Raw genomic sequence first — 23,792 nt, forward strand, 5'->3', positions numbered from 1 at the left:
TAATGACTGTGGGCAAGTTTTCCATTTTCCCGGCTCGACGCTGCGAAGTTCGTCAGCCGGACTCGGCGGGGCACGTGCTATGTTCCTCGTAACCCCTGAAAGACCCATTCAACTAATGCTTGGCAAATGATCTTGAGCGGTGCTTGAGAACGATCATTCCCCATGCTCCTCATTGCCACAGGAGCCCACCCGTCCGCATGATGGCATCTTCATTTCTTTTCCTGAGTCGACGCCCGGCGTCTCTTGTGCATGAGCGCGAGGTCTGAACATGGGCCCGTTCAAGGCGCGTCAGTTTCTGCTGCTTCAGGGGCCATGCTCTCCCTTCTTCACGCAACTGGCTCGCACCCTTGCTGACCAGGGACACGGTGTTCATGTGCTCGACCTGTGTGGTGGAGACCTGCTCTATCGTTGGCGCCTCGGGGGCCAACGCTACCGTGGCGACGCCGCAGGCTTTGGCGAACTGATCGATGACTTTCTCGGTCAACGGGGAATCTCCGACCTGGTGGTCTTCGGCGACCAGCGCCCTCTGCATCGGCTCGCTGTTCAGGCCGCAGAGCGTCAATGGCTGCGGGTCCATGTATTCGAGGAAGGCTACCTGCGTCCCCACTGGATCACCCTGGAGCCCCAGGGTGTCAACGGATGTTCCCGTTTTCCCAGGGACCCGGCCTGGGTCTTCGAGGCCGCCCATTGTCTCGGGCCGGCAGAGCCTCCCGTTCCTTGCATCAGTCCCTTCTTGACCCGTGCCACCCACGACGTGATCTACCATCTGGCAGGCGTCCTTAACCCTCTGCTGTTCCCGGGCTATCGCGGCCACGCCCCGGTCAGCGCTCCCCGAGAGTACGCCGCCTATACGCAGCAACTGACGCGCAAACGCCTGCTGGCTGGCTTTGAAGCTAACCGCATCAAGGCATTTCTTTCGGCGCCAGCGCCCTACTTCGTGTTGTTGCTGCAACTGGACAGCGACGCCCAGATCCGCTGCCACTCGCCCTTTCCCGACATGGCCCGGGTACTCGAAGAAACCATGACGTCCTTTGCTCGTGACGCGCCGGCCCGGACACGTCTGTTGATCAAGAACCACCCTCTCGACCCCGGCCTCAGCGCACACCATCGTCGCGCTCGCCGACTGGCTCGGGAGTTGGGTATCGACCGGCGGGTACTGTTCATCGAGGGCGGTGACCTCAATCACCTCCTGCCGAGCGCCACTGGCGCCATCACCGTCAACAGTACTTCCGGTTTCGTGGCCCTGGAGCACGGCTGTCCGTTGCTGACCCTGGGCGAAGCCATTTACACCATGCCCGGACTGGCGACAGGCCGGCAACGGGTCCCCGCGGGCTTCTGGCACGATCCACCGGCACCGAACGCCGCCCTGTATCAGGCGCTCAGGACCACCCTGCTGCGAACCGTTCAGCTCAACGGCAGCTTCTACTGCCGCCTCGGTATTCGCCTCGGTGTGCACCACAGCGCCAGGCGGCTCGTCGCCGAACGCTCTCCCCTGGAGGAGTTACTGTCATGCCTGCCCGCCGCCGCCTGACCCTTGTTTTTCCCGTGCCAGATACGGCTTTGGCGGCTTCAGGGGCCGACTCGCGGCACGTCGTAGCTGCTCGGCTCGCTGGCCCGCTTCTTTCTGACCGCCGATGCTGACGTGGATCGCGTCCCGAGACCTGGCGTTCATCCTGTGCGTACTGGGACTCCCCCTCGGCACGGGACTCAGCTTCGCCATAGACGCCATAGGCTGTCGAGGCCTGGGCAACTGGCGCGACCGCCCCCTGGCCCCCTGGCTGGTCCATGCGGGCACCTGGGGGCTGTGCTACGTACTAGCCGTAGCGGTGCTGCAACGAGGTGCGCTGGCCCTGGCCACGGTGCTTACCCTGCAATGGGTGGTGCAGCGCAGCCATCAGGCGAAGTGGCAGAGCCTGAAGGAGCCCTTCCTGGTGCAGGACTTCGAGTACTTTCTCGATGCCATCCGACATCCAAGGCTCTACCTGCCGTTCTTCGGTATCGGCCTGGCCCTGGGTGCCAGCCTCGCCGCCCTGATGGCGGTGTCGGTCTTCGTCTTCCTCGAACCCTGGCTGCTGGATCAGCTCTCCCTATCCTCCATGGCGCTGCTGCTGGGCGGCCTGGCACTGGGTCCAGCCATTACTCTGGGGCTTGGCTTGCGGCGCCTCCCGGCTGCCACCCTGGTTCCGTGCCGAGATCACCAGCACCTGGGACTGTGGAGCTGCTTCTGGGCCTACGCTCGCTTCCCCGGTACCCCCATCGACACCACCCAGGCTCCAGCGCTCCTGCGCCAACCGCCATCACCAGTCGCCCAGGAGTCACTGCCACACCTGGTGATTGTCCAGGGCGAGTCGTTCTTCGATCCACGCCCCTGGTACGACCAGATACCCCGGGATGTGCTCGCCCACTGGGATCGCCTGAACGAGCAGTCCATCACCCACGGCTACCTCAAGGTGCCAGCCTGGGGCGCCAACACCATACGCAGCGAAACGGCCTTTCTGTGCGGGCTGGACGAGGATGCTCTGGGCATGCATCGCTTCAATCCCTATCGTCAGCTGTCCCGCCAGCCGGTTCCCAGTCTGGCCAGTGCCTGCGCCCACCTGGGTTACCGCACACTGGTGCTGCACCCCTACCCCGGTGACTTCTACCAGCGCGACCAGGTCATGCCTCGGCTGGGATTTCAGGCATTCGAAGACATCGAAAGCTTCAGGCATTGCCGTCGAGATGGCCCCTTCATCGCCGACGTCGAGCTCGCCAGGCGCGTCACACAAGCCCTGGATGATCCAGACCCGCGCCCACTGATGGTGTTCGTGATCACCATGGAAAGCCATGGCCCCTTTCTGCTGGAGCCAGCGCCCGATCCACTGCGCTGGCTCGCTGCCGACGCCTCGCGCCCCATGGCCGTGACCCACGAACTCGATATCTATCTCCATCACCTGGCCAATACCGACGCCATGCTCGGCGCCCTGGCGGCGACCCTCACCAGGCAATCGCGCCCGGGCCTGTTGTGCGCCTATGGCGACCACGTCCCTATCCTGTCTCCCAGCTATCGCTGGCACGGAGAGCCCAATGGAACAACGCCGTTCATGATCTGGAGCAACCGCCCCCAGACCACACGACGGCCGGAGCCACCGTCCGACCTGTCGCAACTGGCCGAAGCACTGCTCCACTCCATCGGGTGCCAGACCACGACCGTCGCCACAGGCTCCCTCGGGCGCTCCCTCCACCGCCATTGCAAGGAACCGCTATGACCAGGCGCGTCGCCATCATCGGAAACGCTACCCGCTTTCCTGGAGTCCCCGGAGAAACCCTGTGGCAGAGCCTGCTGGCGGGGCGGGATCTGGTCACAGAGGTGCATGCATCGCGCTGGGACTGGCGCCGGTTCTATCATCCCGACCGTCGTTCGCCCGGTACCAGCGTGACCTTCGCCGCCGGATCACTCGGCGACATCGGCGGCTTCGACGCCGACTTGTTCGGAATTTCTCCCAGGGAAGCGGCGACCATGGATCCCCAGCAGCGCCTGCTGCTGGAGCTGACCTGGGAAGCGCTCGAGCACGCGGGCGTCCCCCCCTCGCGCCTGCGCGGCAGCCGCTGCGGGGTCTATATCGGCATCTCCAGTCCTGACTTCGCCTATCGGCATACCGCCGACCTGGCCTCTCTGGGCAATCTGTTCGCCACCGGCAACACCTTCAGCATCGCCGCCAATCGGTTGTCTTACGTGTTCGATCTCAAGGGACCCAGCATGGCCATCGACACGGCCTGCTCGTCTTCCCTGGTAGCCTTTCATCAGGCCTGTCAGGCCATTCGCGCCGGTGAATGCGACACCGCCCTGACCGGCGGCGTCAGCCTGCACCTGCATCCCTTCGGCTTCGTCGCCTTCTCCAAGGCCGGCATGCTGTCGCCGCGAGGCCGTTGTCGCGTGTTCAGCGAAGACGCGGACGGCTACGTGCGCTCGGAAGGGGCCGGCATCTTCGTGCTCAAGGCGCTCGATCAGGCGCTCGCGGACGGCGACCCCATCCTCGCCGAAGTCGCCGCCAGCGGCACCAATACCGACGGACACAAGTCAGGACTCACGGTACCCAGCGCTCAGGCTCAGGCCCAACTGTTGACCGAGGTCTACGCCCGGGCGGGGATCGATCCCGACGGACTGGACTACCTGGAAGCCCATGGGACCGGCACCGCCGTCGGAGATCCCATCGAAGTCACCGCCATCGGCCAGGCCCTTGGGCGACATCGTCACCACCCATTGCCGATCGGCTCGGTCAAGAGCAACATCGGCCACCTGGAGACAGCGGCCGGCATCGCCGGACTCTACAAGGCGCTGGGTTGCCTGACCCAGCGCTTCGTCCCCGCCACCATCGGTGTCGATCGCCTCAATCCTGAGCTGCACCTCGACGAGGCCAATGTGGACGTGGTGCTGACACCGCGGACGCTCCCCGAAAGCGGCCCCTTGACCGTCGGTATCAACAGCTTCGGTTTCGGGGGGGCCAACGCCCACGTAGTGCTGACCACGCCGCCGCCACCGTCACTGGTGCGATCGCGACCGACGCCACGAGTCTCTTTCGAGCAGCCGCTACCGCTGCTTGTCTCGGCCCACGACGAGGAAGCGCTGGCTGCACTGGCAAGTCGGCTAAGCGACCACCTCGAGACGCACCAGCCAGCCCTCGATGCCCTGACCTGGACCCTGGTTCACCACCGCGAGCGCCTTGACGAACAGGCGCTGACCCTGGTGCGGGACCATGACGAGGCCAAGGCGGCCCTGGACTCGCTGAAGGACACGACGACCGCTCCCCACAGCAGCGCCCCCAGGGTGTGGCGCCAGCGACGCCTGGATGCGCCCCAGGGGCCGGTATTCGTCTACACCGGCAATGGGTGCCAATGGTTTGGCATGGGGCGTGACCTGCTCTCGACCAGTCCCACCTTCGCCGATACCGTCGCGCGGGTGGATGAGCACTTCCTGCCCATCGCCGGCTTCTCGTTGCTCGAGGTACTGGCCAGCAGCGATGATCCGGCCCTGCTCGAAGACACCGTGGTGGCCCAACCGGCGCTATTTGCGATTCAGGTCGGGATCACCGCCTGGCTTGACGAGGCGGGGATCACGCCCACCGCGGTGGTCGGTCACAGCGTCGGTGAGGTCGCGGCGGGCTGGGCCTGCGGCGCACTATCACTGGCTGAAGCGGTGACCGTGATTGCCCACCGCAGCCGCCTGCAGGGCAAGATCCGTCATCAGGGAGGCATGACCGCGGTGTCCTGCTCCGCTGACACCATCGCCACCTGGCTCGCACAGCCACGCTTCGCCGAGATTTCCCTGGCCGGGGACAACAGCGAAGGGAATGTCACGCTGGCGGGACCGTTGCCGGCGCTGGCCGAACTGGAAGACGCCTTGCGGGCCGCGGGCCATCGATACCTTCGCCTGGCGTTGGACTACCCATTCCACAGCCCACTGCTGGATGGCTTGAAGACCCCGCTGCTCGAGGCGCTTGCCGATCTGGACGGATCAATTCCACGCTTGCCGATGATCTCCACCGTCGAGGGTGGCGAGACCCACCGCCCCCTCGGCGCTGACTACTGGTGGCAAAACCTGCGGGCGCCTGTGCGCTTTCGCCAGGCCATCGAGTCGCTGATCGATCGCGGTGACTTGGTGCTGGTGGAAATCGGCGCCCATCCATTGTTGAAGCGATACATCGAGGAGCAGTGTCGCCTGCGGGGGCATCAGGTCCTGCATATCGCTACCCTGACACGCCAGGGCCGGGCCCTGGACGAACTCACCGAAGCACGGGCGCGTCTGTGGCTCAGTGGAGCCCTGGATGGCTTTTCCCCCTGGTTCGAACGGCCCCTTGCCCCCATCGAACTCCCCGCCTACCCCTGGCAACGTCGCCACCACTGGACCCGCCCGAGTGGCCTGGGTCACAACCCGCTGGAGCAGCGTGACGAACATCCCCTGCTGGGGGCTCGCCAGGCCCCGGACGAGTCGACGTGGATCCAGCGTCTGAGTGTTGCCACGCAGCCCGCTCTCGCGGACCACCGGGTCGGGGAGACACCGGTGCTGGCCGCAGCGGCGCACGTCGAGATGGTACTGGCTGCCGCCATCACTTCGTCGCCAGACACCACCTTCGAAATCAACGATCTGGAGATCCTGGCGCCACTGGTACTGGACGCCTCTGTGGGCAAGCTGGCGCGGCTCACCCTGGCCGATCAGGGGCGTGTTCAGTTGACGGTACGCGACCTCGACCCGGCAGCCGCCTGGCAGTTACACCTCAGCGCCCGCCTGGCCCCTGCCTGCCAGGGCAGTCTGCTGCGTTCGGCCCCTCCGCTTGTGCCGGCCAGTGAGGAGCACCTGGATGGCGAGACCTGGCTGGATAAAAAGGCCTGCATAAACAGCGACGCCCACCTGGCGCTCGCCAGGTCGATGGGGCTCGACTACCGCGGCGAGTACCGTAGCCTGGGCCGGATCTGGTGCCAGGACGATGAAGCCATCGGCGAGTTCACCGTCAGTGAAGACACTCCTTGCTGGTGGTTGCCACCCGGTCTGCTGGATGGCGCCCTGCAACTGTGCCTGCCACTGATGAACAACGCTCAGACGCCGCCGACGCAGGGCTACCTGCCCGTGCGCCTGTCGCGCATGCAGTTCGACAAGGACGCCGGTCGACCGACCCACGCCCGCGCCGTCATTACGCGACGCTCACCACACTCCTTCACCGCCGACCTTTGGCTGTACCGCAAGCATCGTTGCGTTGCTGCCCTCGAGGAGGTCCGCTTCGCGACAACGCCACTGGCCCTGCCAACCTCCTCGTCCACCGAGTGGCTGACCACCCGCCTGACCCCGGCGCCACTGGTACCTACCCCCTTGGGCGAAGAAGGCAGGCGACTGGCCAATGCCCTTGCCGGCATCATGTCAGGCCCAGTGGGGCGTGACCTCGAGGAGCTCAGCCTGCTGTTCGAGCGTCTCAACGTTGCCTGGCTCGAGGAGGCCTTCGTCGCCGCTCGGCCCGATATCGAAGGCGACGGCCTGGGCAATAGTGAACTCTACCGTCGACTTCTGGCTCAGTACCCGACAGGCGCGACAGTGACCTCCTCGGAGGTGCAAGCGTCTTCTGCGGCGGTCGATATCTGGCGGCTGCTGCTGGCGGAGTACCCTCGGCAGTTCCCTCTGCTTGGCTCACTCGGGCGTTTTGGCCTGCATCTTCCCGGCCTGCTGGAGGGCTCGATCGAGCACATCGAAGGGATGCCCCTCGACGCCGCTTCGCTGATCCCGGAAGCGTTGTGGCAGGCCCTGCACGACGAGGTTCTCGCCAGCGTTTCCCGGATCCTGTCGACGCTACCCTCGGCACAACGGCTGCATCTGGTCGAGGCAGGATGCGCGGCGCCTCGGTTGGGCGAGGCGTTGAGCCAGAAACTGGACCCCGATCGTCTCATGGTGGACGTCCTGCCCCCAGATGATGGCTGCCGCCAACGCACCCAACCGCTGATCGAAGCGTCCAACGGTGCCGCATCGCTGCCCCCCTTCCTTACCGCCCCCGGCGCCCAGCTGGCCTGGGTGGTGAGCACACCGACGGATCTCGAAGTCAGCATCGAGGCAATCGACAAGGCCACGACGCGCCTGGCTCCGCACGGGCAACTGCTGATACTGGTCCTGCCCCCTACAGGTTGGTGGCGAGCGCTGGGCTCCCTGCGTCCTGACGCCAGACCGGCCACTGTCGAGGCGATCTGCCGCCACCTGAGCGAGGCCGGGTTCAGCGTCGAGGCGCGCACCCCGACAGAGGCCTCCCATCTTCCGACTCTGCTGAGTGCCGTGCCCTCGGCAAGCGCTCGCCCCACCACCGAGACCGGTTCGGCCGAGCCTCTTGCACAGCGCGACGCAGCCACCTTGCTGGTGGTGGATGCTGCCAGTCGTGCTCTGGGTGAGCGGCTTGTGCAACACATGCCCTCGGGTGCTGCCCACTGCGTAACATACGATGATCTCGAGTTGACGCTTGCCGCCCCGTCCTCGTTTGCGGAGGTCACCTCAGCGCGCGCCTCGAACGCGCAGCAAGCGCCGAGTGCCCGGAAAGTCATCGCCCCGCAAGTTGTCGACCTGAGAGCCGCCGTACCCTCTCGGCAGACAGGCGGTGACCTCGAGACCCACCAGGCGGGCCTGGACGCCCTTGAGCGACTGGGTGACTGGGCAAGGACATTGGCGGATCGCCACGGGACGCTGGTCGTGGTGACTCGCGATGTCGCCGCGCTGTTCGGCGCTGATACCCCCGATATCGACCTGTACCAGGCTGGCTTGTGGGGGGGCTGTCGCGCCCTCGACAACGAACTTCCGAATACCCGTGTGCGGCTGGTCGACCTGGCCTCGGGAGAAGCGGCGTTGGTGGCCTTGGCGCAGGATCTGCATCACGACGATGGCGAGGATGAGGTGGTCATCGACCACCACGGACATCGCCGGGCACTGCGCGTGCGTCCTGTCGCCGACACACCGCCAGCGCTCACACCACCCCCCACGCCAGACCGAATAGCGTCCAGGGTGACCCTGGAAATCGCTCATCCCGGTCAGCTCTCGCGCCTGCAGTGGCGAGCCCACCCGGCACGGTCGACGCTCGCCAAGGACCAGATCCGAGTAAGGGTCCTGGCCACGGGTCTGAACTTTCGTGACGTCATGTATGCTCTCGGCGTGCTCACCGATGAGGCGCTCGAGCAGGGCTTTTCCGGCGCCACCCTGGGGCTCGAGTTCTCCGGTATCGTCGAGGCGCTGGGCGAAGGGGTCACCCAGTTCGATATTGGTGACCCGGTGGTCGGGCTGGGGTCGGCCTGTTTCTCTAACCACCTGGTGGTCGACGCAGACTCGCTGGCCAGGGTGCCGTCAGGTCTCGACCCTGTGGCCGCTGCCGGGTTGCCCACGGCGTTTCTCACCGCCTGGTACAGCCTCGAGCATCTGGCTCGGCTATCGCCCGGGGAACGGGTGCTGATACACGGCGCTGCCGGCGGTGTCGGTCTGGCTGCCGTACAGTTGGCCCGGTGGCGAGGGGCTGAAGTGCTGGCGACCGCCGGCAGCCCGCACAAGCGTGATCTGCTGACCCTGCTGGGTGCCGAGCGCTGCTACGACTCACGCAGCCTGGCCTTCGCCGAACAGATCCTCGCAGACACCGATGGCCAGGGTGTCGATGTGGTGCTCAACTCCCTGTCCGGCGACGCCATCCACCAGAACCTGCGTGTGCTGGCGCCTTTCGGGCGCTTTCTCGAGCTTGGCAAGCGAGACTTCTACCAGGATACCCCGATGGGGCTGCGCCCCTTCCGTCACAACCTGAGCTACTTCGGCATCGACTCCGATCAACTGCTGTCACATCGTCCCGCGCTCGCCCGACAACTGTTCCGACAGGTCATGGACCGCTTTGCCGAGGGCGCCTTCAGCGCCCTGCCCTATACCACCTTCACGACCACCAGAGTGGTCGAGGCCTTCCGCCATATGCAGCAGGCGCGGCATATCGGCAAGATCATCGTGACGCACCCTTCAGCCGCTGCCAGTCCTTCTCCTGGCACACTCCGCACAGGCTCGGCCTCCAGGTCCACCATGCACCCGCATGGCGGTCCGAGAAACACCACCAATAGCTCTACCAATCCGGCTTGTCTGGCGCTGGATACCGAAGGCTGTTACCTGGTGAGCGGTGGGTTGTCCGGCCTGGGCCTGGCCAGCGCAGAGCGACTGGTGAGGCGCGGCGCTCGCCATCTGCTGCTGCTGAGTCGCTCGGGCGTCAGCAGCCCGGAGGCCAGTGCCGCTATCGCCGCCATGCAAAGACAGGGCGCGACGGTAGAAGCGCCAGCGCTGGACGTCACCGATGAGCAGGCGCTGGCTGGACTGATCGAGGAGTGCGGTTCCCGGCGCCCACCGCTGCGTGGCGTCATTCACGCCGCCGCCGTCATCGAAGACGGCCTCGCGCGACAGCTGACTCGCGAGCAGCTAGACGCGGTACTGGGCCCCAAGCTGTTGGGCGCCATCCTGCTGGACCGCCTGACCCGCCATCACGACCTGCAGCACTTTGTGCTCTACTCCTCGGCCACCACCCTGTTCGGAAGCCCCGGGCAGTCCGCCTATGTGGCGGCCAACCTGGGCCTGGAAGCGCTGGCCGTGCGGCGCCGTCAGGCGGGGAAACCCGCCACCTGCCTGAGCCTTGGCATCATCGAGGACACCGGCTTTCTGGCTCGTCACCAGACCAAGCGTCAGGCCCTGTCCCAGCGTATGGGAGGTGGGCAGCTGAGCGCAGGGCAGGCGCTGGACGCGCTGGAGCAGGCACTCGCGACAGGCGTCAGCAACGCCACCGTCATCGGTGCCATCGACCATGACTTCATCCAGCGGCGCTTTATCGAGTTGCGCCAGAACTCCGGTGAAGCGGACCGCCAGGCAAGTAGCAACGACGACCTCGATCTATCGGCGCTCGATGAATCGTCCCGCCGCAAGGCCGTCGAAGCCATCCTGCGTCGACAGTTGGCGAGCATCCTGATGCTGGACCCGGAACGCATCGACAGTGGGCGCCGGCTCTCCGAGTTCGGCTTCGATTCGCTGATGGCCGTCGAGCTGGTATCGGCCATCGAGACCCGGCTTGGCGTGAAGGTGTCCGCATTGGCCCTCGCCGACGCCGCGACCCTGCATCGCACCACCCTGTTGATCTGCGACCTGCTGGAAAGCCCCGAGCTCGATGCAACCGACGAACACGCTGCGCTGGCCTACCGCCACGCAGTCTCCCCTCCTGCTCCTGCACGGGAGGTGACATGAATCCTGATGACCGGAAGGCATTGAAAGACCGCCTGCTCAACCAGGCCAGGGCGATCGACAGCGCTCGTCATGCCCAGGCAACGCCCATCGACCGCGCTGTTTCAACCTCAGAGCACTACCCGCTGACCGAAACACTCGTCGCAACCACCGACTTCCGCAGCCTCGAAGGCTATCGCCGCATCGCCATGATGAGGACGCTAGGGGACTCCCTCGGTATCACCAGCCCCTTCTTTCGCTGTCATCAGCGTAGGGCGGGGGCTACCAGCCGACTCGGCGATCAGGACGTCATCAACTTTGCAAACTACGACTATCTCGGCCTGGCCGGCGATCGACGTGTCCTGGACGCCACCCATCAGGCGATCGAGTACTACGGCACCTCGGTATCGGCCAGTCGCATTGTCGCCGGCGAACGCCCCTTCCACGGGGCCCTGGAGCGTGAGCTGGCGCACTGCTACCAAAGTGATGATGCGCTCGCCTTCGTCAGCGGCCACGCTACCAATGTCTCCACCATCGCCATGCTGGTGGGCACCAGGGACCTGATCATCCACGACAGCCTGATCCACAACAGTGTGGTGGTGGGCGCCAGCGTATCCGGCGCCACTCGCATGAGTTTCCCCCACAACGATGCCCAAGCCCTGGATCGTCTGCTGTTCGACCATCGCGATCGCTTCGAGCGCGTACTGGTGGTAATCGAAGGCCACTACAGCATGGACGGTGACACCCCGGACCTGGCACGTTTCGTCGAGGTGAAGCGCAGGCACCACTGCTGGCTGATGGTGGATGAAGCCCACTCGCTTGGCGTGCTGGGGACAACCGGGTTAGGTCTTCACCAGCATTGCCGAGTGGCTCCGGGAGATGTGGACATCTGGATGGGCACCCTGAGCAAATCCCTTGCCTCCTGCGGAGGCTATATCGCCGGGTGCCAAGCACTGGTGGATACGCTGCGCTACCTTGCGCCAGGGTTTCTCTACAGCGTCGGGCTGGCACCGCAACTGGCCGCACCAGCACGCCGCGCTCTGCAAGTGCTGCAGGAAGAACCCTGGCGAACCGCCAGGCTGACGCAGAACGCTCGACGTCTGCTGGACGGTATCCAGTCCCTGGGGCTGAATACCGGCAGCAGCGAGGGACATGCCATCGTGCCACTTATTCTCGGCAGCTCCGCCAGGGCAGCCAAGCTGTCCCATGCGTTGCTGGCGGCGGGTATCAATGTGCAACCCATCCTGCACCCTGCAGTGCCAGAACGTAGCGCTCGGCTGCGCTTCTTTGTCAGCTGCGAGCACCAGCCGGACCAGATCGATCAGACCCTGTCGGCCCTGGAAAGGCTGATCAACTCAGATTAACGCTACGGCTCGTCTGAAAAGTGCCTGCGCTCGGTAATACAGCGTTAAAAATCGGATCAAAATGCTCATTTACACCCCGTAAACTGTGCTTTCTCACCGATTTTTGCCTTGTCTAACCTTCGCTCGTCGACTTTTCGGACAGAGCCTAGACTCCCTTGCAGGCAGTCCAACCTCCAAGGCGGATAGCGAGCGGCGGCCAAGGATGGGGAGAGGGAATAGGGATAGGGATAGGTACCAAACTTCAATGAAAGAACAGGAAGCAGGGCTAGATAAGGAAGAGAGAGAAAGAGAGAGTAAGAAAGGAAGGAAGTTAGGAAGGAAGGAGGTTAGAAAGGAAGGGGGGAGGAAGGAGAGAAGGAAGCACCAATCACTGTTGTCTATACAGCATCTGCTCCCTTGGAAACTGTTGTCTGTTTCAGCACTGACGCTCACCCCAGAAGGCATGGTGGTGGGCCGCACTGCCGATATCCCGGGCCTTTTCCAACGCCCGTTGGGCCATGCGATGGGTTTCCCGCGGAGACTCCAGCAACCGGACGAGGCAGCGCTGCCAATCCGCGGGATCATCATCGACCAGCAGTCCATCTTCTCCGTCGCTCACGATATTGCTGTAGGGGGCACGTCTGCTGAAGAGACCCACACCACCCATGGCGGCAATCTCCAGAAACTTGATATGGGACTTGGCAGTGTTGAACGTTGTCGGCCACAAGGGAGCCAGCCCCAGATGCAACCGCGAACCTTTCAAGTGCCTCAGATAGGTATGCCAGGCCATGGGGGCGAGCGCGCCCACACGATCATGCTGACGCAAGGATTGCGGAGTGTAGCGCCCCATTGCCACTTCCAGCATCAAACCGGAGTGGGCCTCGAGAACGCTGACCAGTGCCGAGCTGATTTGCTCCAGATCCCGCCGGTGGGCCCGCGTACCGTGGTAACCCAATCGCCATCCCGTCGATGTTGCCTCGGGGGTGGCCATCTCCGGGGAAAAAAGCAGCGCAGGTGCCAGCGTCACCACCCGGGAGTGGCGCGGCCTGATTCGTGCCGCCAGCTCCTCGTTTGGTACGACGACTTCGTCGGCCAGGGCCAGCAGCCTGGGCATAATCCGGCGCGACACCCACCCCATACGCTCACGATAGCCCGTCGGTAAGCCAGGATCCCTGGCGGCAGCATCAAGATCATCATCCAGCAGGTAATGTACGCTGGCGACCTGGGCTCGGCGCGTCTCCAGCAGATCGATCCAGGCTTCGGACAGGCTTCGACAAACGATGATCTGTGCCCCGGCCAAGGTGCGATCCAGCCAGGGCCAGCACAGCAGAGGAGACGCCCACCGACGGGTATCAAGGCGAGTCACTGTCGCACCTGCATAGCGAAGCCAGGGCGCAGCCGTCGCCATGAAGTAGATGTCCTCGGTGGGCAGAGCCCCATCACTCAGCAACAGCCAGCGAGAACCACAAATGCCAGAACCCCGGGCCATGGTGAACGCCTCTCAACGCAGAGAAAAATCCTCGTGAACCAGCGTCAGATTGGGGTTGTAGGCCGGATCCCGATCAAGCTGCTCACCCCAGGTGTGGCGCATGTAGAGTACCTCTCCGATGGCCCTGGCACGCTTGCTGGCATTGTCATCGGCACCACGCGACTCGGATTCGTGGTGATAGAGTTCGGCGTCGGGCGTCCATACGTTTCGATAACCCGCCTCCCGAACCTTTAGACACAGGTCCACATCATTGAAAGCGATCGGCAAATCTCGCGCGTTGAGGCCGCCCACCTGCCGATAGAGCGCCTTGCGTATCAACAAGCAGGCACCGGTCACCGCAGAGTAATTCTGCGCTAGCGCCAGGCGAGAAAAATACCCGTTGGCATGGCGGCTGAAATACTTGTGAGCGTGGCCCGCAACGCCCCCGATACCCAACACGACACCGGCGTGCTGGATGGTATCGTTGGGATAATAGAGCTTGGCGCCGACACAACCGATGTCCGGCCGCACGACGTGCCGCACCATTTCCTCGAGCCACTCTTCGTTGATGGGTTCAATATCGTTATTGATAAGTCCGAGCACATCACCACGTGCGTGATAGGCTCCGAAATTGTTGATGCCGGAATAGTTGAAGCGATGGTTCCAGGCCAGAATCCTGACCCGGGGGTCTCCCTTGCCGATCTCGGCCAGATAAGCCAGTGTCTCCTCGCATCGCGTCCCGTTGTCGAGGATCAGCACCTCAAGCCTGGAATAGCGGGTACGAGACAGGATCGCATCGACGCATGGTGCCAACAGATCGACACGATCACGCGTAGGGATCATCAGGCTGACCAGCGGGAGCGGATCCGGCAGAGGCCAGCGGACACGATAGGTATTGGGCAGGCGCCCAAGCTCGACGGTGGCGCCGGGGCTGCTTCGTGCCAGATGGTCGGCGACCGCTCGCAGCCCTGCACGGGACGTATAATCCTTGGCGTTGCTGGTCATCGCCGTGGAGCCGGGACTGGCACGCCAATGATAGAGAATCCTGGGAATATGGACGATGCGATCAGGCTCTGTGTGGGCACAGACTCTCAGGGCCAGATCATGGTCCTGGCTGCCCTCCAGCCCCTTGCGGAAGCCTCCCAGTTGCCGTACCAGCGCGGTGTCGAAGACACTCAAGTGCGCCATGTAGTTCTGGGCCAGCAGCAGATCAGGATTGAAGCAGGGCTTGAAGTGAGGTTCGCAGCGTACACCACGCTGATCCACCTTGTCTTCGTCGCTGTACACCAGCACCGGTCGTGGTGAGCGACTCAGCGCCTCGGCGACATAGCTCAAGGCACACGGAGTCAGCAGGTCATCATGGTCCAGTAGCGCCACGTAGGGTCCAGCGGCCATGCTCAAGGCCGCGTTGGAGGCCTCACAGACATGGCCATTAGTTTTCTGGCGACGCAGAACTATTCGAGAATCGCGAGCCTCAAATTGCTCCAGCAACGCTATGACTTCGCGGTTTCTGGAGGCGTCATCAACGATACAGAGTTGCCAATGATCATAGTCCTGGCGAAGCACAGACTCGAGACAGTCTTTCAGATGTTCCGGCGCAGGATCATGTACCGGCAGCAAGATCGACACAATCGGCCTGAACGTATCCGTCCTGGCTTCAACTGCGGTGTCCACACATGACTGCGCAGCTCGCTCGGCAGCAGCACAACGACGCTCGAGCGCCAGGCTACGGCGGCGTTCATCCTTGCCTCGCCACCCGTCAAGCCCACCACGAATCTCGTCCAGCTCAGCTCTTCTATTCCTGGAACGCCACCCACCTTCGAGCGCCGAGACCATAGAGGTCTTGTCGCAATCATCCGAATTACTATCCGAACTGCTATCCGAACTGCTATCCGAACTGCTATCTGAACTGCTATCCGAATTCTTATCCCATCCGCGCTCACGCAGCCATTGCGTATAGCTTCGTCCCGAGCAGAATCGTTCGAACGTTTCCTCGTAGTCCGACAGGGCAAGGTCACGCCAACAGGTGCCGTCCTGGAGGGCGCGGTGGCGAAGCACTCCCAGCACTTCCTGCTTCGACACATCACGCCAGCGATGGTGCATATTGACCAGACGCTGGCTGAGGCGATCATGCGCGAACCAGGGGGAGAGCCAGACGACGCGAAAGTGGCGAATCGCAAAGTATCCCGGCGACTCCATCGGGTCGAATCTCAACCGGCGCAGTCGCCGCTTCACGTAGATCAACCGCTTGGTAATACGTCCACCCTTGAGCGGAAGGGTCAACGACTCGTCTTCACTGAAGCCTTCCCCCGTATCGAAGTAAAGCCTGACAGCAACGCTATGCTGGTCGTGGTCCAGGTCCAGCTCCACCATATGCCAGCCAGGCAACGGTAGGTGCCGACACAGCAGGAACTGGGGGTCTTCATCCAGCGACTCCCACTCCCAGTCCCCTCCACTCGCCTGCTGTCTCAGGCCATGATGAGGCTGCCAGTGTCGCTGAGGCTGAACGACCAGGTGGCACAGATCGAGAAGACCTTTCAGCCACGACCGTGTTCCGCCACCTCGATTGGCACCTTCCATACCCGCCGCTCAGTTGCTGGCCACAGCGACTCGACGCGGCCCCGGCGGGAACCATTGTCCGGTCTCGGCAACACGACACTGGACCCTGTCACCCGCAGACAGATTCACCTTCAGCTGGAAGCCGACATAGCCGCCACGGGGAAGCTTCAAGCGAGCCATGGACGGACGGAGCTGGGTGGCCGACACAGTGTCGCGATGTTCGTCATTGACCCAGACTTCGACGTCCACCGGGGTATCAGCACCACCTTCCCACCAGGCCCACCCCCCCACCCGCTCGGCATCGAACTGCGTCAGTCGAGCGTGAGCAAAGGGGAGATTGTCGCGATAGAGCTGGATGCGCGATTCGAATAGCTTGCGACAACGCTCGTAGAGCGCCAGATCCAGCGGGTTGAGTTTGCGGAACTCCTGTTCATCCTCCGGCGCGATGTCATGCAATTCGCCCACCTGCGGCTTCCCCCGGTTGTCCTCACGCTGGGCGATATCGATGCCAAAGCGAGCATTGATCAACTCCAGGCTCTCCGAGTAACGTTCGGTCAAGCCGACCATCCCGATCGCTTCGACATCGACCCCCTTGAAGATGCTCGACTGGCGATCAAGCATCAGAGGAATCTTCATGAAGTCGCGGAAGCTGCCCTTGTACTGATGAATCCGCTGAAAGTGCGAATACTCGGAAGCCGCCCGCTGCAACGGTTCGCGAACAAAGGTCACCGCGCGATCGACGCCACACAGCGGGACATACTTGGCCGCGGTGACGTGTCCTGCCAGCATCATCGCCTGGTTGTCCAGGCTCCTGCGATACAGGCGCCAAGGATCGGGGGACTCGCCATACATGCACTCGCGTGTCAGGACGCTGGTCTGAGATGCATCCTGGCCGTAGTCATAGACGATCTTGTCGAAGCCAAAGGCGCGCTCAGCACCGTGACGAAAACTGGTTCCCGCCGTCTTGGGTATATGTACGAAAAACAAGGGTTTCATGGTGGAGTCTCCTGACAAAAGCGCCGCAGGAATCAGTCCTGCGGCGCGGCGTGGCAAAAGGGATAGGGGAAGACGACACGGGATCCGGTGGCGGAGCCACCTCCACACTCCAGACGCGTCACGATGTGCCGACAACAAGATCACTCCCCCCCACCAGCACTGAAGCATTGGCATGGAGAGAAACGGTCACATGATCGCCTTCTTTCAAAGGCGCCGGATGCAGCCAGCGAAACCCGCAATAACCATCCACGGATTTGCCGGAACGTCGTAGATCGGGTCGATAGAACCCCACCCTTGCACGCCCCGCGTGAACACCATTGACGAAGATGTTCACTGCCAGACCACTGGCCTTGCCGTTGCGGTCCGTCACCCAACCACAGACTGCGTTGGCGTCAAAATGATCGATGGCTCCCACCAAAGGGCGATCTAGCACGGTGTGCTCTGCCAGACGCTGTTTCAGCGCCGACATCTCCCGAGCCAGGCGGGCAAGCTTGCCGGCCTGGAACTCATGAGCAACGTCGTTGATGTCGTAACGTCCGAAATATGCCTCGCCCTTGTCGAAGTTGGCGCCTCGCGTAGCACTCCCCCTCAATCGCTTGCGCGAGAACTCCTCACGCGACTTCACCGCGTAATGGTGAACCCGAAGCGGTCCCTGATGGATCGACCGCGTACGCCCACCACGTGGGTCCGACTCACCACTGCCGTCCGGCGAGCCAACGAAGTCCTCGATCACGTCCCCTGTGGCATCGACATATTTCCAGGCCGATACCAGGGTAGAGGAATGACAATAGGGCGCCTTGACATGGTCGACGCGTACCAGGCTCTTGGTGTGACAATCTGCGCTCGCGCCTGGTGCAGTGCCACAACGGGTGAAACGTTGCAGTACCGGTTCAGATCCCGCCTCTTCAAGCCCCGAGGAGCCGAAGCATTTCCAGTTCACACTGACGCTTCCCACATCACCCGACGCCACCAGCCTTTCCAACTCGCGACATTCCTCACCGTGACGCTGGCTTTCGTGCACAAGAAACTCATCGGCATCGAGAAACATGACGTAGTCATGCTTTCCCAGAGCCAGCCCAAGGATGCGACGATAGGCCAACTGCTGCGACCTGCGCTCAAGCACCGGCTGGTACAGCAGGCTGACCTCTCCCAGATCTGCCAGCGCTTCGAGCAAAGAGCGGGTGCCGTCGTCGGAACCGTTGTCGGCCAGAATGACATGCCCAAACCCTGCCAGCCGATGCCAAGCTACCCACTCGACAAGGTAATCCACCTCATTGCGGACGATACCGGCAACACAGAACTTCGCCATCTCTAGCCCACCCTGACCGGAGAGTTGCCAAGATCGACAACGTCGTTCACCACTCTGGCTCTGACACTGGCGTCCTCGCTCAAGCTTTCACCGGCAGGAAGGGTGAAGGTGAAGCCACATGGCTCGTTCGCGGGAGCACCGCCACCGGGGCTCGGTTCGTTCGCCACCACCACACCCACGGACCGATCATCAACAAAAACTTCTACCTCAGCATGCTGTTTCTTGTGTACATAGCGCGCCCAACCGCTGACACGTCGTGAATCACATGAAAGAAGCTTTCCCTGTGACTTGGTGATCCGGGTTGCCTCTATATAGTCTTCTGGTTCAGGATCGATAAAGGCCAGTGCCGTCTGGTGCTCCTCCTGCGAGGGAGAAATTCCGCAAAAGGACTCGAGAGTGGAAAGAAAGGCTTCAGGATAAGCACTGGCCTTTTCGTAGGAGACGAGCATGGCACGCGGAGACTTCTGCCTGACAAAGCGAAGCGTCTTTCTATATTGTGACAGCGCTCTGTCCATGCCCTCGGTAATTTCGGCCAACATGGAAATAGAATTCCGCTGCGCTATTGAAAGAATATCCTTGTAGATAAACACATACCTGGCATTCGGCAATAGAGCGTCGACTTCATCCAGATGGTCGATGATGGAAGGTCGCTTCCAGCCCCAGCGGGTGTAGCTGGTCTGGTACTCCTTCACAATCAAAGCGGTCTGAGCCATGTCCTGCTTTTCGAAAGCCTCGGAAAGTCTGACGTCTTCGTACACAGGGTGTGAGGCACGGTCGCCCATGAAGACGCCAAGCTTGGCCAACACGCCAGCGACCATCGAGGTCCCGCCTCGCGCGGTTCCAATGACGATGATAGGAGATGGTATCTTGTCATCCTGGTCCCCTATGACCACGACTCCCTTGTTGATCAAGGCATCATTCTTGGGCATGTCCCCTCCTGGGATACGTAGTTTCTCCGAATACGACGACCCATCAAGAAAGCCATCAACGACCTCCGATGGAGAAGTCTTCTCGGCTTCTTGTGAGGCAAGGGCTGTAGCTGGGGTCGTGTTCGATTATTTTTCCCCAGGCCTTCTGCATGTAATCTATCTCGGTGTTGAATCTGGCAACTTTTTCTGGGTTATCTTCTGCTCCACGACTGATGGATTCGTGGTGATACAATTCAGCGTATGGGGTCCAGATATTACGATACCCGGCATCGAGCACCTTCAGGCAGAAATCAACGTCATTGAAAGCGACCTTGAGGTCCTGTTCGTTCAGGCCTCCGACTTCCTCATACACCGACTTTCTCACGAGCAGACACGCCGCTGTCACGGCAGATACAGACTGGACCACCTTCAAACGGTTGAAATAACCGCCAGACGCTCGAGGAAAGTGCTTGTGAGAGTGCCCTGCAACTCCGCCAAGCCCCACGATGACGCCTGCGTGCTGAATGGTGTCATTCCCATAGTATAGTTTTGCGCCGACACAGCCGACATCCTCGCGACAGGCATGAGAAACCATCTCCCCGAGCCAGTCTCCATTGATCACTTCAACATCATTATTTACCAAACCAATGATGCTTCCCTTGGCATGCTCTGCACCAAAATTATTGATAGCTGAGTAGTTGAAGGGGTGGTCGTACCTGAGAACGCTTACCCTGGAATCTTGAGCCTGAATTTTCTCAAAAAATTCATGCGTCTCGGGCTCGACACTGCCATTATCAAGGAGAATAATCTCGTAATCTGTATAACTTGACTTCTCCAGGATACTGCGCACTGCCAGCTCTGTGACGTCCTTCTTGTCTCTCGTAGGAATCAACATGCTCACCAACGGTGCCGGCTCAGGAATAGGCCAACGCACACGATAGGTATTTCCCACAATCCCCTGCTCTACGATCGCACGCCCATCTGCTATTCCTTCAATATGGTCTTTCAGCGCCTTTACACCAGCAGAGGTCGTGTAATCCTTGCCCTCTTCAGCCAGTGCTGTCGAACCCTCGATAGCACGCCAGTGATAGAGAACTCTGGGAACGTGGGCGATTGCATCAGCGGTCAGGTGTGGTATGCAACGTAACACCAGATCATAGTCTTGCGATCCCTCTACCCCGACTCGAAACCCCCCAATTTTCTCGATCAACGAGCGTCGATATACGCCCAGATGAGAAACATAGTTTTGCGAATAGAGAAGGTCGATGTTCCAGTCTGGCTTGAAGTGAGGCTCGCAGCGCATGCCCTGAATATCGATCTTGTCTTCATCACTGTAGATCAACTGGGCATCGGGATTCTTTTCCAGCTCTTTTGCAATAAAGTACAACGCATCTTTGGCCAATTCATCATCGTGATCGAGCAATGCCAGATAGTCACCAGTGGCCATCGACAGGGCATCATTAGTTGTCTTGGAAATATGCCCATTATCCGGACGAAAATGTATTTTTACGCGTTTATCCTTGCTGGCATAGTGCCTGAGGACTTTTTCGACATGTGGTGATGGAGAGGCATCATCCACAAGGCAAAGCTCCCAGTGGGGATAAGACTGTGCGATGACCGAGTCGATGCAAGCTTTCAGAAGCGTTTCATCGGTATTGTAAACCGGCACCAGCACCGAAATTAACGCAGGACTCTCAAGGCCCTCAAGATAGCTGCGGATGGTTTCAGAGCTCGGCAGGCCATTGACTTCTACCTCATCTATCCATTTCTGGTAGGAGAGTTCGGCCTCGTTGACGATAAAGGTTTCCGCGTACTCTTCGAGAAGACGGGTCTCGCGTGCGGCGTCGTCCTCGGCATCCGCAAACTCGGCTTTCTTTGCCGTCCCGTCGCCTTCATTCGTTTCCGAAACAGACCTACCCACTCCCGCAAGAACCTCGGCCTTTTTCAAGTCCATGTACTCAGGAGCAGTCTCGACAAGACGCCCGGCAATCGCATCCCAGGCCTCTTCGGCATCGACATTGTCGATGCATAGTCGCTCCAGCCGGAAGCTTCCTTCCCGCTCCCATGGGTCAAAGCGTATGTTGACAATACTTCGCTCAAGCTGAATCACCCTTGTCGCCAGTTTCCCTGACTGGAAGGGTATGGGATAGGCGTGGGTTTCACTGAAGCCCTCTCCATGATCGATATATAGCTTGGCGACCTGGTGCTGATATTCGCCACTGAGAACGAATTCGATACGACACCAACCAGGCTCGATGACTCGACCTCGGCGATGACGAACGACGAAGGCCGGATCGGTACCGTGGGAACGCCAATGGAACTCCCCTTCCAGGCGGCGCTCGAGCTGCTGGGCAGCGGCAAGCGTAAATTCACAGCCTTCGCAGCACTTCAGATATCCATCCAGCCCCGACCAGGGGTGCGGGATCTGTGGCGTCTCGATCTTTTTCAGCACCGGATCCTCCAACCGGAACTCTCCAGGTCGAGTCATCGGGTCCAGCCGCAATGCCTGGGTTCCCATCGGCAAGTAAATGACCAGGCTCTGGTGGCCGCTCTTTTCCACATGACGGGCCCACACGATATCTGCCTGGAAACCATCGCCATAATCAATATAGAGACACTGATCCACTGCCTGAGTCGCCGAAAAGTCGTATTCGAGACTGAACCATCCACCTTGGCGAAGCACAGCGGGATTGATCGGGGTGAGCAGGAACTGTGGATCTCCACCGCGAGATACCCAGACCACCTTGTTATTGCGGGTCATCAGCTCCAGTTCATGGATCGGCAGCAAGTCCATGCGGGAGCATTTTTTGATGTACTTGTGATACAACCCACCGAGATCTCGCAGCGGTTTGGTCGCTCGCCAACTGAAGGAAGTCTGCATTCGCCTCAGGCGTGCCGACAACGCCAGTGTAGCCAAGTGTGGTGATTGCGAAGAGGGAGGGCCACTTCTTGGTTCATGTTCTACCACGTCTACTTCCTCAGGCAATTACTAGTAGCCAGGAGCCTCGACAAAAGACATCCCTCGAGCATCCTTATCGGAAACTCGTGGCTCAATGTTATCCAATGGCCAGTCGATTGACAGGATAGTATCTGCCCAGTGCACCGACATTTCGTCTGAAGGCGCGTAATAGTCAGTACACTTGTATACAAACTCGGCATCATCACTGGTAACGTAGAAACCATGTGCAAAACCAGGTGGTACCCAGAGCATCTGCCGGTTGTCTTCGTTCAAGAAAACGCCTACCCACTTACCATAGGTGGCACTGGACGTTCGCATATCAACGGCTACGTCGAATACCTCTCCCCTGACTACTCTCACCAGCTTTCCCTGGGGATGCTTCAGCTGATAATGCAGTCCCCTGAGTATCGATCGACTCGACCTACTATGGTTGTCCTGAACAAACTTGCGTTCACCACAGACTTCATCAAATGTTTCCTGGCGAAAGGTTTCCATAAAGAAACCTCTTTCGTCACCGAACACTTTTGGCGTAAATAGCACGACATCAGGAATAGCCAGCCTTTCAACTTTCATGCACGTCACCTCCACCATCAGGTAGCCTTGTCACTGACCAACAGCCTTCGCGGCCAGAAGCTGTAGCAGGTATTCCCCGTACCCTGTTTTGGAAAGGCTGTTTGCCTGTGAAAGCAGGAACTCGTCACTGATCCAGCCTTGAGTCCAGGCAATCTCTTCCAGACAGGCTATCTTCAGCCCCTGTCGATGTTCGACTGTCTGCACGTACTGCGCTGCCTCAAGTAAACTGTCATGAGTACCTGTATCCAACCAGGCAAAGCCTCTCCCCAAACGCTCTACGTGAAGTTCACCACGGTGTAGATATTCATTGTTGATCGAGGTTATCTCCAACTCTCCCCGATCCGATGGCTTGACGCTCCGCGCGATGTCCACCACGGAGTTGTCATAAAAGTACAAGCCCGTCACCGCATAGGATGACTTTGGTTTTTTGGGCTTTTCCTCAATAGAGACCGCACGCCCTTTCTCATCAAACTCGACAACACCAAAGCGTTCCGGATCTTTGACAAAATAGCCGAACACTGTGGCACCTCGAGCCTGGTCGGAGGCTCTCAGAAGTTGCTCGGAAAAGTGTTGTCCGTGGAAGATATTATCGCCAAGGACGAGACAGACAGGAGAATCACCAATAAACTTCTCGCCGATAATAAAAGCCTGGGCCAGTCCCTCTGGCTTTGGCTGCTCTGCGTAGGACAAGGAAACACCAAATTGGTCACCGGTACCGAGCAACTGACGGTAGACTGGTAGATCATCCGGTGTAGATATCACCAGTATTTCTCTTATTCCTGCCAACATTAGCACCGAGAGAGGATAGTAGATCATCGGCTTGTCGTAGACAGGAAGAAGCTGTTTTGAGACCCCATGGGTAATGGGGTGAAGTCTCGTACCGGAGCCTCCGGCAAGGATGATTCCCTTCCGATTCATGGCGGTAACCTCTAGTTTTCGGACAACGCCTTG

Annotated in this window: 12 protein-coding genes; 4 read left to right on the forward strand and 8 right to left on the reverse strand. The window is 60.7% G+C overall.

What is annotated here, in order from left to right:
• Nucleotides 1–268: 268 nt before the first annotated feature.
• From NH448_RS05645 to NH448_RS05660, 4 genes are all read left to right on the forward strand, one after another.
• Complete coding sequence (locus NH448_RS05645) at nt 269–1,531, forward strand: capsular biosynthesis protein (RefSeq protein ID WP_045994842.1); 1,263 nt, start codon at nt 269–271, stop codon at nt 1,529–1,531.
• Between the two features lie 103 nt (nt 1,532–1,634).
• Entirely contained in the window at nt 1,635–3,248 is a 1,614-nt protein-coding gene (locus tag NH448_RS05650) for an LTA synthase family protein (protein WP_052704529.1), read from the forward strand.
• Complete coding sequence (locus tag NH448_RS05655) at nt 3,245–10,750, forward strand: type I polyketide synthase (RefSeq protein ID WP_253028493.1); 7,506 nt, start codon at nt 3,245–3,247, stop codon at nt 10,748–10,750. The genes NH448_RS05650 and NH448_RS05655 overlap by 4 nt, the downstream gene beginning before the upstream one ends.
• The gene (locus tag NH448_RS05660) at nt 10,747–12,090 is read left to right on the forward strand and encodes an aminotransferase class I/II-fold pyridoxal phosphate-dependent enzyme (protein WP_045994844.1); all 1,344 of its coding nucleotides are present in this window, start codon (nt 10,747–10,749) and stop codon (nt 12,088–12,090) included. The genes NH448_RS05655 and NH448_RS05660 overlap by 4 nt, the downstream gene beginning before the upstream one ends.
• Nucleotides 12,091–12,505: 415 nt before the next feature.
• On the opposite strand, the gene NH448_RS05665 is transcribed toward NH448_RS05660, so the two are convergent.
• The 8 genes from NH448_RS05665 to rfbA form a co-directional block, all read right to left on the reverse strand.
• The gene (locus NH448_RS05665; protein WP_045992416.1) at nt 12,506–13,558 is read right to left on the reverse strand and encodes a glycosyltransferase; all 1,053 of its coding nucleotides are present in this window, start codon (nt 13,556–13,558) and stop codon (nt 12,506–12,508) included.
• A 12-nt stretch (nt 13,559–13,570) separates the two neighbouring features.
• On the reverse strand, nt 13,571–16,117 hold the full coding sequence (locus tag NH448_RS05670) for a glycosyltransferase family 2 protein (RefSeq protein WP_253028494.1): 2,547 nt from the start codon (nt 16,115–16,117) through the stop codon (nt 13,571–13,573).
• A 9-nt stretch (nt 16,118–16,126) separates the two neighbouring features.
• Entirely contained in the window at nt 16,127–17,092 is a 966-nt protein-coding gene (locus tag NH448_RS05675; RefSeq protein WP_045992418.1) for a sulfotransferase family 2 domain-containing protein, read from the reverse strand.
• 118 nt (nt 17,093–17,210) lie between these two features.
• Nucleotides 17,211–18,401, reverse strand: coding sequence for a glycosyltransferase family 2 protein (locus NH448_RS05680; RefSeq protein WP_045992419.1), 1,191 nt, complete (start codon nt 18,399–18,401; stop codon nt 17,211–17,213).
• A 2-nt stretch (nt 18,402–18,403) separates the two neighbouring features.
• Entirely contained in the window at nt 18,404–19,330 is a 927-nt protein-coding gene (locus NH448_RS05685) for a sulfotransferase (RefSeq protein ID WP_045992420.1), read from the reverse strand.
• A gap of 55 nt (nt 19,331–19,385) precedes the next feature.
• Nucleotides 19,386–22,190: a glycosyltransferase family 2 protein gene (locus NH448_RS05690; protein ID WP_253028495.1), complete on the reverse strand. Its 2,805-nt coding sequence runs from the start codon at nt 22,188–22,190 to the stop codon at nt 19,386–19,388.
• Between the two features lie 108 nt (nt 22,191–22,298).
• Nucleotides 22,299–22,841, reverse strand: coding sequence for a dTDP-4-dehydrorhamnose 3,5-epimerase (gene rfbC, locus NH448_RS05695; RefSeq protein WP_045992448.1), 543 nt, complete (start codon nt 22,839–22,841; stop codon nt 22,299–22,301).
• Nucleotides 22,842–22,871: 30 nt separating this feature from the next.
• A complete protein-coding gene (rfbA, locus tag NH448_RS05700; RefSeq protein WP_045992422.1) occupies nt 22,872–23,759 on the reverse strand; it encodes a glucose-1-phosphate thymidylyltransferase RfbA in 888 nt (295 codons plus the stop codon).
• Nucleotides 23,760–23,792 lie beyond the last annotated feature (33 nt).

The organism is Halomonas sp. OfavH-34-E (assembly GCF_024124525.1).
Lineage (GTDB): Bacteria > Pseudomonadota > Gammaproteobacteria > Pseudomonadales > Halomonadaceae > Halomonas > Halomonas litopenaei.

Bases quoted from the DNA above. Each gene is read 5' to 3' on its own strand.
- NH448_RS05645 (WP_045994842.1), top strand. From the start codon at position 269: ATGGGCCCGTTCAAGGCGCGTCAGTTTCTGCTGCTTCAGGGGCCATGC.
- NH448_RS05650 (WP_052704529.1), top strand. From the start codon at position 1,635: ATGCTGACGTGGATCGCGTCCCGAGACCTGGCGTTCATCCTGTGCGTA.
- NH448_RS05655 (WP_253028493.1), top strand. From the start codon at position 3,245: ATGACCAGGCGCGTCGCCATCATCGGAAACGCTACCCGCTTTCCTGGA.
- NH448_RS05660 (WP_045994844.1), top strand. From the start codon at position 10,747: ATGAATCCTGATGACCGGAAGGCATTGAAAGACCGCCTGCTCAACCAG.
- NH448_RS05665 (WP_045992416.1), bottom strand. From the start codon at position 13,558: ATGGCCCGGGGTTCTGGCATTTGTGGTTCTCGCTGGCTGTTGCTGAGT.
- NH448_RS05670 (WP_253028494.1), bottom strand. From the start codon at position 16,117: ATGGAAGGTGCCAATCGAGGTGGCGGAACACGGTCGTGGCTGAAAGGT.
- NH448_RS05675 (WP_045992418.1), bottom strand. From the start codon at position 17,092: ATGAAACCCTTGTTTTTCGTACATATACCCAAGACGGCGGGAACCAGT.
- NH448_RS05680 (WP_045992419.1), bottom strand. From the start codon at position 18,401: ATGGCGAAGTTCTGTGTTGCCGGTATCGTCCGCAATGAGGTGGATTAC.
- NH448_RS05685 (WP_045992420.1), bottom strand. From the start codon at position 19,330: ATGCCCAAGAATGATGCCTTGATCAACAAGGGAGTCGTGGTCATAGGG.
- NH448_RS05690 (WP_253028495.1), bottom strand. From the start codon at position 22,190: ATGCAGACTTCCTTCAGTTGGCGAGCGACCAAACCGCTGCGAGATCTC.
- rfbC (WP_045992448.1), bottom strand. From the start codon at position 22,841: ATGAAAGTTGAAAGGCTGGCTATTCCTGATGTCGTGCTATTTACGCCA.
- rfbA (WP_045992422.1), bottom strand. From the start codon at position 23,759: ATGAATCGGAAGGGAATCATCCTTGCCGGAGGCTCCGGTACGAGACTT.